The sequence below is a fragment of the Pedobacter indicus genome (genome assembly GCF_003449035.1).
Classification (GTDB): Bacteria; Bacteroidota; Bacteroidia; order Sphingobacteriales; family Sphingobacteriaceae; genus Albibacterium; species Albibacterium indicum.
Genome location: NZ_QRGB01000001.1, coordinates 1,049,377 through 1,062,256, shown reverse-complemented (window position 1 = coordinate 1,062,256; position 12,880 = coordinate 1,049,377). Strand labels below are relative to the sequence as shown.

General features: G+C 40.9%; 8 protein-coding genes and 2 tRNA genes. 6 read left to right on the top strand and 4 right to left on the bottom strand.

Going from position 1 to position 12,880, the window contains the following annotated elements:
• Positions 1–32 precede the first annotated feature (32 nt).
• Positions 33–104, bottom strand: a tRNA-Glu gene (locus D3P12_RS04870).
• Positions 105–277: 173 nt separating this feature from the next.
• On the opposite strand from D3P12_RS04870, the gene D3P12_RS04865 reads away from it, so the two are divergent.
• Positions 278–1,942 (top strand): L,D-transpeptidase family protein, encoded by a 1,665-nt coding sequence (locus tag D3P12_RS04865; RefSeq protein WP_118193945.1) that lies wholly within the window; start codon positions 278–280, stop codon positions 1,940–1,942.
• Here D3P12_RS04865 and era read toward each other — a convergent pair.
• Positions 1,916–2,794: a GTPase Era gene (gene era, locus D3P12_RS04860; RefSeq protein WP_118193944.1), complete on the bottom strand. Its 879-nt coding sequence runs from the start codon at positions 2,792–2,794 to the stop codon at positions 1,916–1,918. The two genes, D3P12_RS04865 and era, sit on opposite strands and share 27 nt — an antisense overlap.
• A gap of 186 nt (positions 2,795–2,980) precedes the next feature.
• On the opposite strand from era, the gene D3P12_RS04855 reads away from it, so the two are divergent.
• Positions 2,981–3,053 (top strand) — tRNA-Met (locus tag D3P12_RS04855).
• A 46-nt stretch (positions 3,054–3,099) separates the two neighbouring features.
• Here D3P12_RS04855 and D3P12_RS04850 read toward each other — a convergent pair.
• Together D3P12_RS04850 and D3P12_RS04845 are read right to left on the bottom strand one after the other, a co-directional pair.
• Positions 3,100–4,539, bottom strand: a complete 1,440-nt coding sequence (locus D3P12_RS04850; protein ID WP_118193943.1) for an amino acid permease — start codon at positions 4,537–4,539, stop codon at positions 3,100–3,102.
• Positions 4,540–4,588: 49 nt separating this feature from the next.
• A complete protein-coding gene (locus tag D3P12_RS04845; protein WP_118193942.1) occupies positions 4,589–5,644 on the bottom strand; it encodes a sugar phosphate isomerase/epimerase family protein in 1,056 nt (351 codons plus the stop codon).
• A 632-nt stretch (positions 5,645–6,276) separates the two neighbouring features.
• On the opposite strand from D3P12_RS04845, the gene D3P12_RS04835 reads away from it, so the two are divergent.
• The 4 genes from D3P12_RS04835 (at position 6,277) to D3P12_RS04820 (ending at position 12,864) form a co-directional block, all read left to right on the top strand.
• Positions 6,277–7,440, top strand: coding sequence for an efflux RND transporter periplasmic adaptor subunit (locus tag D3P12_RS04835; RefSeq protein ID WP_118193940.1), 1,164 nt, complete (start codon positions 6,277–6,279; stop codon positions 7,438–7,440).
• A gap of 73 nt (positions 7,441–7,513) precedes the next feature.
• Positions 7,514–10,666, top strand: a complete 3,153-nt coding sequence (locus D3P12_RS04830) for an efflux RND transporter permease subunit (protein ID WP_118193939.1) — start codon at positions 7,514–7,516, stop codon at positions 10,664–10,666.
• Positions 10,659–12,122, top strand: coding sequence for an efflux transporter outer membrane subunit (locus D3P12_RS04825; protein ID WP_118193938.1), 1,464 nt, complete (start codon positions 10,659–10,661; stop codon positions 12,120–12,122). The genes D3P12_RS04830 and D3P12_RS04825 overlap by 8 nt, the downstream gene beginning before the upstream one ends.
• A gap of 52 nt (positions 12,123–12,174) precedes the next feature.
• Positions 12,175–12,864: an SIMPL domain-containing protein gene (locus D3P12_RS04820; RefSeq protein ID WP_118193937.1), complete on the top strand. Its 690-nt coding sequence runs from the start codon at positions 12,175–12,177 to the stop codon at positions 12,862–12,864.
• Positions 12,865–12,880 lie beyond the last annotated feature (16 nt).

Sequence of the window (12,880 nt, the reverse complement as noted above, 5' to 3'; positions counted from 1 at the left end):
TCCACATTTCTGTGAAGCCTTGTCATTGCTAGTAGCCCGTAGGGGAATCGAACCCCTGTTTCCAGAATGAAAATCTGGCGTCCTAACCCCTAGACGAACGGGCCAATAAATAATTCCTAATCAATAGGCTCTCCTATTTTCGGAATGCAAAGATAGTTCTTTACATCAATAATCAAAAAATAAAATATTTTTTTCAATAGTACCCGAAAATCATACTGGAATGTCGTAACTTACTTCTAATGTCACCCTTTAAGCAAAGGCTATTATTTCATATAATATGAAATGTTTTTATCGATATTTTATCAAGATATTCGCAATCCTATGGGTGGCGGGGCTCACTTCTTGCGGAAGCTCGAATCGAACAGAGAATCGGGCAAGTGATGTACAGGATTCGATCCGAGCAATCGAAAATTGGAACGAAACCATTCCAGGGAGTTTTAGCGAACAAAAGTTATACCCATTCGATTCGACAAAAATCGATTCATTTTTAGCAAAATATCCTCTTTTTGCGCCTTTAGACTCAAACCTTATTTTCTTTTACCGGAACAGGGACTTTAATTATGCGTGGTTTGATGAACGGGGGTTAATAGAACAGTCGGGAAATTTAGTCGCCAGGGTCTCCAATTTAAAAGACGAAGGGGTGTTTAAGATACCGCCTTATAAAGGTCAACTCGATTCTCTCTTACTCGAAACACGAACAGATAAAGATGGTTCTCATCTTAATTTGGATCTGGAGCTTATGCTTACTGCTCAATATTTCAATTTCGCACAACTGGCGTGGACCGGGATGGACGAATCAACCTCCAAATCGCTCAAATGGTATCTTCCAAGAAAGAAAGTGTCATACAATCAATTTCTGGACAGCTTACTCGGATCAGGCTCTAAGGAAATTGATGAAATCAAAGAACCAGTCTACCGGCAATACGAACTTTTAAAAGCGTATTTAGCTCAATTTCGTGAACTCGATGAACGGGAACCGGAATGGCCGATAATTGAATTAGATAAAACTTCCTATAAAGTTCAGGACTCATCGGCTGTGATTCTAGCAATTAAAAAACGAATGAATTTGTTGGGAGATTTTGAGGGTGATATAAGCTCTCCAATATTCGACGATGACTTGTTTCGTGCCGTTCAACATTATCAAGCGCGGTTGGGTTTAACGGATGATGGCGTCATTGGCAAGGGTACCATAGCGACACTGAATATCAGTCCGAAAGAACGAATCAAGCAGATTATGGTCAATATGGAAAGGTGCCGTTGGCTCCCGCTAAGTCTTCAAGAAGATTATTTAGCAGTCAACATCCCCGAGTTCAAACTGCACGTTTATCATACCGATAGCTTATTGTGGAGTAGCAATGTGGTAGTAGGAAAAACGCTCCATGAAACTGTAACCTTTGCTGGAGATCTCAAATATGTGGTTTTCAGTCCCTATTGGAATGTACCAGCCAGCATCGTCAAGAACGAAATCGTGCCGGCTATGAATCGGAATTCTGGTTACTTGCGCCGGAATAACATGGAAATAACAGGTCGGAGTGGCGGTTTACCGATTATCCGGCAAAAACCAGGACCGAATAACTCTTTAGGTTTGGTGAAATTTCTATTTCCGAACTCTTATAATATTTATTTGCACGATACACCATCTAAATCTTTATTCTCTCAAAGTTCCAGAGCGTTTAGTCACGGTTGTGTCCGCGTAAGTGAGCCAAAAAAGCTAGCACAGTTTCTTCTCAGGAACGATACAGCATGGACGGAGGAAGCCATCGACCGGGCAATGCATAGCGGAAAAGAAAAATATGTTACACTGAATAAACCGGTTCCCGTATTTATAACATACTTTACGGCATTTGTAGACCGACAAGGACAAATTAACTTTCGTCAGGATATTTATAAACGTGACGACCGCTTGGCAGACTTCCTAATGCTCGTACCCGAATCGCTTTAAATAGTTCTTTTTTGTTCGCCAGTCAGCAATTACCTTGACAAACAGCTCTAGAAACACTTTCTTCTGAAGAAATTCCTCAATATCCTGGCGTGCATACGTTCCTACCTTCTTAATCATTGTACCCCCTTTTCCGATGATGATATTTTTTTGTGAATCGCGCTCAACAATAATCTCTGCACTTATTCTAACAATACGTTCTTCATCCTTGAAGGAATTGATAATCACTTCAGCACTGTAAGGAATCTCCTTTTCAAAAAGCTTAAATACTTTCTCACGAATAATTTCTGAAACGAAAAAGCGCTCCGACTTATCGGTAAGGGTATCCTTGTCATAATATGGCGGATGCTCCGGAAGATTATCCATGATGAATTGTTGAACAGCTTCAACATTATGTTCTAGCTTGGCCGAAATAGCGAAAATGGCGGTAGGCTGTAAAACCTTTTCCCAAAACTCTATTTTCTTATTCACCCACTCCTCAGTCGACTTGTCGATCTTGTTGATCAGGACTGCAACAGGTACATCGGCTTTACTAATCCGTTCGATCATCTCCGTCTCATCATATCGTTCGTTGATATCAGTTACCAGCAAAACCAAATCGGCGTCAATCAGCGAACCCTGCACGAAGTTCATCATGGATTCTTGCAGGTCATAGTTCGGTTTGATCATTCCCGGTGTATCGGAAAAAACGATTTGATAGTCAGAGCCGTTGACAATTCCTAAAATACGATGTCGCGTGGTTTGTGCTTTCGGCGTAATAATTGACATTTTTTCACCTACCAAGGCATTCATCAACGTTGATTTCCCTGCGTTGGGCTTTCCGACTAAACTGACAAATCCTGCTTTATGCGACATATTATTAAGGCGTTATGAACTACAAAGAAACAAAATATAAATCGAGTACTGTTGAAACTGGCGACAATTAATTAATAATTCGCAAACCGAGTTGCATCTTATCATAAAAAACTCTATATTTGCAGTCCATTAAACGAAGAACGTTATACTTTTCTGCGAGAGAAAAGGGAAAATATAAAAATACAGTGCGGGGTGGAGCAGTTGGTAGCTCGTCGGGCTCATAACCCGAAGGTCGCACGTTCGAGTCGTGTCCCCGCTACCTAGAGCCTTGTAAGGCGTTATTAATAACACTTACAGGGCTTTTTTTATGTATCCAATTTTCTATTCTTTTTCGTTAGACGATAACTGATGTAGAGCAAAATTAACCATACAGGGATCAGTTCTACGGAGGTTTTCATACCGGTTACCCAGATGATGCCCAGCATGGAAAGTAAAAACACGATACAAAAATAGTTGGTAAATGGATACCAGAAGACCGAAAATTTTGGCTTGACCCCCTCTTTTATCTTCGCGTTTCTGAAATATAAATGGGTAATACTAATGATGAACCAGTTGATAACCAAAGCAGATACCGTTAAGGACATTAAAATACCTAATGCTTCTTCCGGCATAATTTTATTAATGACAATGCAAATTGCTGCGAAGAAGGCGGATACTAAAATTGCCCTAACGGGAACATGGTTTTTGCTGAGTTTTGAAAGCACCGATGGCGCATTTCCCTGTTTTGCTAAACCGAAAAGCATACGGCTATTTGAATAAACACTGCTATTGTATACGGACAACGCAGCCGTTAGCACAATAATATTCAACGCATTTGCAATGATGCTTGTAAAATAAAAGGTTCTTCCGAATAAAGTGAATTCAAACCCCTTCAAGGTGTCGAAAACAGCGACAAAAGGGCTACTTCCCGTTGTAATCTCCCTCCAAGGTGAAAGAGAAAAAAGGATAATAAGCGCCCCGATATAGAATATCAGGATTCGATAAATAACCTGATTAGTTGCTTTAGGGATATTCTTTTCAGGGTTTTCTGCTTCGGCAGCCGTGATACCGATCAACTCTAAACCTCCAAATGAGAACATAATAAACGCCATGGCCGATAGCAAGCCTTGATATGAACCATCAGGAGCATTAGAAAATAAACCTTTAGGGAACATCCCGCCATCGTTCCAAAGATTGGTGATACTTGCTCGCTCTCCGCCAGAGCCGCTAATCAATAAATAAGTACCGAAAATAATCATCGCTATGATAGCCACGACTTTAACAATTGAAAACCAGAATTCAGCTTCCCCATAGATCTTTACGGACGCTAGGTTTAGCGCATTAATAACAAAGAAGAAGAAAAGACTTGAAACCCATAGAGGTATTTCCGGCCACCAAAACTGTATGTATACACCAATAGCCGTGAGTTCGGCCATGCTGACCAAGATGTAGAGGATCCAGTAGTTCCAGCCGGAAGCAAAGCCTGGAAATGTTCCCCAATATCGATATGCGAAATGACTAAAGCTTCCGGCTACTGGTTCTTCAACTACCATCTCTCCGAGTTGCCTCATAATCAGGAAAGCAACTATTCCAGCGACTGCATAACCTAAGATAACTGATGGGCCGGCTAAGACGGCTGCTGGCCCGATTCCTAAGAACAGCCCAGTTCCTATCGCTCCGCCTAAGGCAATCAACTGAATGTGCCGATTAAGTAAGCCTCTCTTTAGTTCTCTGTTGTTAGATTGAGATTCGTTCTTTATTTCCAATGTCTGTTCTGCAACAAGTTAAAATATGTAAGGAATTTGCATAATAACCTTAGTCAAGGCCCAAAATCCGACGGTTGAGCTCTTCGTTGCTCCCGGTAGATGCGAAATCATCAAAAGCTTTGTCGGTTACCCGGATAATATGATCAGCAATGAACTTTGCCCCTTCAATTGCTCCTTGCTCTGGATGTTTGATAGCACACTCCCATTCCATCACAGCCCAACTATCAAAATCGTAGCCAGCAAGTTTACTAAAAACAGCTTTAAAATCGACCTGCCCATCACCAAGAGAGCGAAAACGACCGGCACGATCAATCCAGTCAGAGTAACCACCATATACACCTTGCTTTCCGGTTGGGTTGAATTCGGCATCCTTTACGTGAAACATCTTGATACGCTCGTGGTAATAATCGATATAAGAAAGATAATCCATTCCCTGTAGTACAAAGTGTGAGGGATCATACAAGAGACACGCTCTGGCATGGTTATTTACCTTCTTCAGAAAGCGCTCATAGCTGACACCGTCGTGCAGATCTTCGCCTGGATGTATTTCATAGCATAAATCAACTCCGTTTTCTTCGTACTCATTTAGAATGGGCAACCAACGGTTTGCCAATTCATTAAAACCTGTATCTACTAAACCCGCCGGACGCTGTGGCCAGGGATAAACAGTATGCCAAAGCAATGCTCCGCTAAAGGTAGCCACTGCCTCAAGGCCTAGATTTCTGGAAGCCTTTGCAGCATATTTTAATTGTTGAATGGCCCATTCGGTTCTCGCTTTAGGATTTTTGTGGTACTGTGAAGGCGCAAACCCGTCAAACATCTCATCGTAAGCGGGATGAACAGCGACCAGTTGGCCTTGAAGATGCGTACTAAGCTCAGTTATCGATAAACCCCACTCCTTAATCTGTCCTTTTATTTGCTGTGCGTAATCTGTGCTCTCTGCCGCTAATTTTAGATCAAAATAGTTTGTAGCCCATGTAGGTATCTGAACACCTTCAAATCCGATACTTTTTGCCCATTTACAAATAGATTCCAGACTGTTAAATGGTGATTCATCTCCTAAAAATTGTGCTAAGAATATACCCGGTCCTTTTATTGTCTTCATTTTTCTAAATTAACCAACGTGTAAAAATGTTTTGATTCTAAAAGTAATAATTTATAATCAAAAAGGGCTGTAAACCGTGAATATTCTCAAAACCCCATCTTCAATCCGATATATAGAAACAACTGTTAATACAATAGCGAAAAAAAGCAAGTACTCCATAAGTAATGAGGGACGTGACTATGGCTATTAAATACACTACTGGCTCGACATCTAAAATACTTATTAATATAAAAGGTATAGCATGTCCAATAACCTCGATCGGTCTCATCGTCCTACCCGCATTTAGTCGCTGTAGATAGAACAAAATAGGCCCATAGATAAGTTCGAATGGCAATCGTATAGAAAAGGAATTTAATATAAGATTGAATAATATGATCAGCACCAGTATGACAATTACCTCTTTTCTGTAATTAATATCTTTATCACTTGACATACTTTCCTGATTTTTATATACTTACTGTTACAAATATATCATTCGAAGCGATATATTATAACTGTTTATATGAAATGGCATCAAATATGCGTAAGTAAGTGCGATTATTAAGAATATTAAGTTAAAATTATTTCAGAACTATATTTAATAACATACATATAAGAATAAGGAAACAGTTACTAAAACAAATATGATTTTTATGAACAAAAACCTGAGAGCATTAAAAAACGCTCTGATATTCAGCGCATTTACAGGCTTATCCACGTTTATGCTAACAGCTTGTAATTCCAAGGCTTCCGATGCAGATAAGAGATTATTGACCTTGCCGGTGTATCAAATTGACACGGGTACAGCGGTTACTGTCAAAGACTATTTAGGAACTATTGAAGGAAAGGTAAATGTGGAGATTCGTCCACAAGTTGAGGGAATCCTTGAAAAGATCTATGTAGACGAGGGTTCCTATGTAAAGGAGGGTCAGAATCTTTTTAAGATTAACGCTTCTCCATACCAAGAGGCCTTGAAAAATGCCGCCGCGGAAGCGCGAGTTGAAAGAGCTAAGGAGGAAAACGCTCAACTCGAAGTTGAGAGTCTTGAACCACTTGTTGAAAATGAAGTCATCTCTGACGTTCAATTAAAAACAGCACAATCCAACAAAGAGGTTGCATCTGCTTCGGTAGCAAAGGCTGATGCCGCAGTGGCAACTGCAAAAATCAACCTTGATTTTACCAACATCAAAGCCCCGACTAGCGGTTACATCGGCCGTATTCCAAAACGTATCGGTAATTTGGTGACGAAAGGCGACTCACAACCTTTAACGGTACTTTCTGATACTCGGGAGGTATATGTATATTTTGCAATGAGTGAATCAGACTTTTTATACTTCACAAAGAAAGGAAGAGAAGGAGATTCAACGGATATTCGGAATAATACATCGTTAATACCCTATGTACGACTGATCTTAGCCGATGGCAGCGAATACAAAGAACGTGGGGTTGTGGACGCAGTAGATGGACGGGTAAACAGTACAACCGGGGCCATCTCATTAAGAGCGACCTTCCCAAATCCAGACAATATTCTAAGACACGGGAATACGGGTACTCTTAAAATGGAGGAACTAAAACCGGGTTCGCTACTTGTCCCTCAAGTAGCAGTTCTTGAACTCCAGGCGATACAATACGTGTATGTTTTGCAGGACGATAATTCTCTTAAAATGCAAGCTATCGAGATTGACGGCACTAGTGGCTCTAACTATATCGTCACCAAAGGTTTAAAACCTAACGATAAAGTAGTTACTTCCGGTTTAGACAAATTGGAAGAAGGGATGATTATCGATCCAAACCTTCAGAACTCAAAAGACGTTTAATTCTGTAAGCAAACAAGTATAGCACTTGTATGACACATCAAAAGACCGCGTATTGGTCTAAAAGCAAAAAATAATGATAAAGACAATCATGAGTAGGCCAGTGATGGCTACCGTAATATCTATATTATTGGTGATATTAGGGGTCGTTGGGATGCTGCAACTACCGGTAACCAGATTCCCTGAAATAGCGCCTCCCAGTGTAAGTGTATCTCTTTCATATCCCGGTGCCAACGCTGAAACGGTGGCAGAAAGTACTTTACTCCCCCTCGAAGAGGCTATTAACGGAGTAAACCATATGACCTATATGCGGTCTAGTGCGAGTAACAAAGGATCAGGAAATATTACGATTTTCTTTGAACCTGGTACGGACCCCGATCAAGCGGCCGTAAATGTGCAAACTCGCGTATCCAAAGCAGCGAGTAACATTCCAGCTGAAGTTAATGAATCAGGTATCACCGTTATGCCAAAGCAAAGCGGTGTAATTATGACAATTAACCTCTTTAGCGACCACCCAGAAGGCATTTATGATGAAACCTTTCTTCAGGCTTACGCATCCATCAATATTATCCGCGAGCTGTTACGTGTTTCCGGAGTGGCGGAAGTAAGCAGGATTGGTGCTCGAAACTACTCGATGCGAACCTGGTTAAATCCCGAAAAGCTCGCCTTATATGGACTGGTACCTCAAGATATTACAGCAGCTATAAAAAATCAAAACTTTGAGATTGCACCGGGGAAATTCGGAGAATCCTCAGATGAAGTTTTCGAGACGGTATTGAAACACCAAGGAAGATTCAGTAACCCGGAAGATTATGAAAACCTTGTGATCCGAACGAACGAAGATGGAAGCGTTCTGTATTTAAAGGATGTTGCGCGAATTGAATTTGGCGCATCGAACGTCGGCAGTGATAATGAGGTAAATGGCTTACCTGGTCTGACGATGAATGTTGTACAGACTAGTGGATCGAATGCTGTGGAAATTGACAAGGAAGTCCGCCAAGTTCTTGAACGATTACAAAGTACCTTTCCTAGTGGAATCAAATATGATGTAACCTATTCAGTTAGAGAACAGATTGATGAATCAGTGTCTCAAGTGCAGCATACTTTATTTGAAGCATTCTTGCTCGTATTTCTCATTGTGTTTATCTTCCTACAGGATTTTAGATCGACATTGATTCCGGCCATCGCCATCCCCGTATCCTTAATTGGAACATTCTTTTTTCTGTTGTTATTTGGGTTCTCTATTAACGTACTGACTTTATTTGCACTAGTACTGGCGATTGGTATCGTCGTCGATGATGCTATTGTCGTCGTGGAGGCTGTTCACCAGAAAATGGAGAATGGCATGGGACCACGGAAAGCGACAGCCGCAGCAATGAGTGAGATTACCGGAGCCATCTTGTCTATCACCATGGTAATGGCAGCTGTATTTCTACCCGTAGGACTTATGTCGGGTCCTTCTGGTATATTTTATCAACAGTTCGCATACACCTTAGCAACGGCCATTCTTATTTCAGCAGTAACAGCACTCACGCTCAGTCCGGTGTTATGTATGCTCTTGCTAAAAAAGAAGAAAAAGAAAGCTCGAAAAGAACGAAAGCTTGATAAGTTTATCGCTAAGTTTTTCAAAGCATTTAACGATGCTTTCGAAAAATTAACTAAGCGCTACGTAGGGACACTAGACTTTTTGATGACTAGAAAAGGTCTAAGTGTTTTAGGCCTCGCAATTGTAACCTTTATTGGTGTATTCTTAATGGTGAAAACACCGGCAAGCTTTATTCCTGCTGAAGATGACAGCTTCGTTACTTTTTCCATGGCCATGCCTCCCGGAGCATCTTTGGCGCGGACAACTGAAATCTTAAGAAAAGCGGATAGCGTGATTAAACAACGTAATGAAGTGGAGGGCATGACTACTATTTCGGGTTATAACGCTATTGATGCAAATGCTAGTTCAGCTTTCGCTGTCGGGTATATTAACCTGAAAGATTATGGAGATCGCGAAGGCATCAAAGACATCAATGAATTCATGGACACCTTACGAAATGAACTATCTTTAATACATGAGGCTTCTTTTAGTGTGTACGGCCGTCCAACAGTACAAGGTTTTGGTGATTTTAGTGGATTAGAATTTGTGCTTCAAGATCGTTTAGGTGGCCCATTCCTTGAATTCAGTGGAGTGGCAGATAAATTTATTGAAGAAATTAACCAACGACCTGAAATTGAAGATGCTTTTACTCCATTTAAAGCAAATTTCCCGCAATACGAACTTGAGATAGATTACGTCAAGGCTCAAGCCTTAGGCGTCGAAGCGAGAGATCTCATGACTTCTATTAGAGGATATTATAGTCGCTCACAGGCTGGTGACTTTACACGTTTTGGACGTCAATACCGGGTATACATGCAAGCCGACGCCCAGTTTACCAATGATCCAGAATCGTTTAAATCGATTTTCGTAAGAAACAAATCTGGCGAAATGGTACCAGCAAACACCTTGATAAAGCTAAAACGAGTATTAGGTCCGGAGACTGTAAATAGATACAATCTGTTTAATGCAATTGCCATTAATGCTACGCCGGCTGCGGGATATAGTACAGGACAAGCGATGGCTGCGATCGAAGAGGTAGCAGAGCAATCACTTGCAGCAAACTATAGTTATGAATGGACAGGAATGAGCTTAGAGGAGAAAGAGTCAGGTGGTGAAGTTATTTTGATCTTTACTCTGAGCATTCTTTTTGTATATTTCTTACTGGCAATTCAGTTTGAGAGCTATATTCTACCACTGGCAATTATTTTTTCCGTTCCGGTAGGGCTCATCGGCGTATATACTGCCGTGAATATAGCCGGACTTGAAAATAACATTTATGTACAGGTCGGACTAATTATGTTGATAGGTCTTTTGGCTAAAAACGCTATCTTGATCGTTGAATTTGCTGTGCAGCAAAGGAAAATGGGTGCGAGCGTTTTTGAAGCTGCTAAAGAAGGAGCTAGACTCCGACTTCGACCAATTTTGATGACATCGCTGGCATTCGTTGCAGGTCTTATACCGTTGATGTGGACGGTAGGACCTTCTGCACAAGGTAATCATTCCATTAGTGTCAGTGCGGCCGGTGGTATGTTGTTTGGTGTTGTGCTAGGGATATTCATCATCCCTGTACTGTATTTAATATTCCAACAAATGGATGAAAAGATAAAATTAAAAATGGCTAGAGAGGAGGAAGAAGATGAATAAGCTCCGCAATATATTTCTAGCGGCAATTGGTTTGCTCCTTACACTGAATGCATGTAAGGTCGGAAAGGACTATCAGCGTCCTGATTTAGATTTACCCAATTCTTATAGAAACGGTCCGGCTACGGCTGATACAACCAGCATAGGGGATATTCCATGGGATGAGTTCTTTAAAGATTCCACTCTTTTGGCGTTAATCGATACAGCTATTATTTATAATTATGATTTACAGCGTGCTCTGAAGAATATAGAAATTGCTGATCAAATCAATCGAGAAGCAAGAGCTCAATACCTCCCCGATATCAATGCAAATATTGCAACTTTTGACAGAAGCTATCGTTCTGAAAATTTCTATTCAAGCCCGACTGCTAAGTGGTACGAAGAAAATGGCAAAGAGCCTCCGAAAAACATGTACGGCTATACTCCACAACATTCTTCAGGAATTAGCTTAAGTTGGGAACTTGATATTTGGGGGAAAATAAGGCGACAGAATGAAAGTGCAGCAGCCAATTACCTCCAAACACATGAGGCCCGAAAATTGATTCAGACGCAACTTGTAGCTGACATTGCTCAGGGATATTATAACTTATTGATGCTCGATGCCCAACTAGAAGTGGCAAGACGGAATCTCCAGTTGACAGACAGTACCCTGAGGATTATTCAGTTACAATATGATGCCGGAAAAACTACATCGCTCGCTATTCAACAAACAAAGTCGCAGCGCTTATCCGCGCTATCTCTGATTCCACAACTTGAACGTGAAGTGGCTATTCAGGAGAACTCGTTGCGTGCATTGGCTGGGCAGATGCCCGATAGTGTTGCCCGTACAGGTCAACTAGAGGATTTTCTTGAGAACTCTGTTTTCGCGGGTGTACCACTATATATGGTGACTAATCGACCCGATGTACGAGCATCTGAATTAGCTTTAAGAGCTACCAATGCTGAAGTAGGCGTCGCGCAAGCTTACCGATATCCTAGTTTGACAATTAGCGCTGAAGGGGGTGTTAACAGTATGTTGCCGTCTAACTGGGTAAGTATTCCCGGTTCACTCTTTGGTGATATTATTGGAAGCATAACACAACCTATTTTCAATCGTAGAAAGCTAAAGACAGATTTTGAGGTTGCTAAACTCGAGCGTGATAAGGCAGAATTAGATTTTCAAGAAGATGTGCTAACGGCAATTAATGAAATTACAAATTCGTTGATCACGTTGGAAAAATTACGTGAGGAGCATGACATAACCGTCGAGCGTGTCGAGGTAGCACAGTTGGGGATCAAACAATCTGACTTATTATTTAAAGCGGGGCGCGCAAGTTATCTCGAAATTATTAATGCTCAGCAAACAGCGATTGAAAGTGAACTCGAGCTTGTCAGTTTAAAACAACAATTATTACTCGCAAGAGTTGACCTTTATAGAGCATTGGGGGGCGGATGGCAAACCAAAGAAGAGTCAAATTAACGTAACGGTCTTGTTAGGCACAATTATTGCCAAAAACAAGAAAAACAAAATCATGAAAAGAATAATCACAACGCTAATTTTATTAACAGTTATTTCTATGGGATTTGCACAGGAAAAACCTCTTGTTACTGTTAACGGAGAACATACAATCAAAGTTGAACCCGACGAAGCGGAAGTGAACTTCGCTATCGTAACTGAACATAAGGATCTTCAGGAAGCAAAAAAAAATAATGATGCGCTAGTCTCTAAAGCGATATCTTTTCTAAAAAAGGAATCGGTTCCTTCGAATGATATTCGAACAACACGTGTAAATGTTAATCCGTATAAGGAATATGTAAAAGACAAAGACCCGATCCCAATGTTTAGAGCTCAACAATCAATTAACGTAAAAATAACTGACCTTGATAGGCTGACAGAATTAGTAAGCGGTTTAGTGGATCTCGGTGTTAATAACATCCAAAACATTGAGTTTAAAACATCGAACTTAGAAGAACTTCAAAATGAAGCGCGAGCTAAGGCAGTGCTCGACGCCAAGAAAAAAGCGACCATTCTTGCTGAGTCTGTAGGACAATCCATCGGAGCGGTTCATGCTATTCATGATAATACAGTTTCTGATATCGGTTCTCCCAGACCAATGATGATGGCCTATAAAAGTGAAGCTGCTGATAGTGGCCAGGCGCCGATCGCTACTGGGGAAATCGAAGTAACCGCCAGAGTCAACGCAAGCTTCCTGTTAAAATAACAAAAAGCAATTTTTA

Bases quoted from the DNA above. Each gene is read 5' to 3' on its own strand.
- D3P12_RS04835 (WP_118193940.1), top strand. From the start codon at position 6,277: ATGAACAAAAACCTGAGAGCATTAAAAAACGCTCTGATATTCAGCGCA.
- D3P12_RS04845 (WP_118193942.1), bottom strand. From the start codon at position 5,644: ATGAAGACAATAAAAGGACCGGGTATATTCTTAGCACAATTTTTAGGA.
- D3P12_RS04830 (WP_118193939.1), top strand. From the start codon at position 7,514: ATGATAAAGACAATCATGAGTAGGCCAGTGATGGCTACCGTAATATCT.
- era (WP_118193944.1), bottom strand. From the start codon at position 2,794: ATGTCGCATAAAGCAGGATTTGTCAGTTTAGTCGGAAAGCCCAACGCA.
- D3P12_RS04820 (WP_118193937.1), top strand. From the start codon at position 12,175: ATGAAAAGAATAATCACAACGCTAATTTTATTAACAGTTATTTCTATG.
- D3P12_RS04825 (WP_118193938.1), top strand. From the start codon at position 10,659: ATGAATAAGCTCCGCAATATATTTCTAGCGGCAATTGGTTTGCTCCTT.
- D3P12_RS04865 (WP_118193945.1), top strand. From the start codon at position 278: ATGAAATGTTTTTATCGATATTTTATCAAGATATTCGCAATCCTATGG.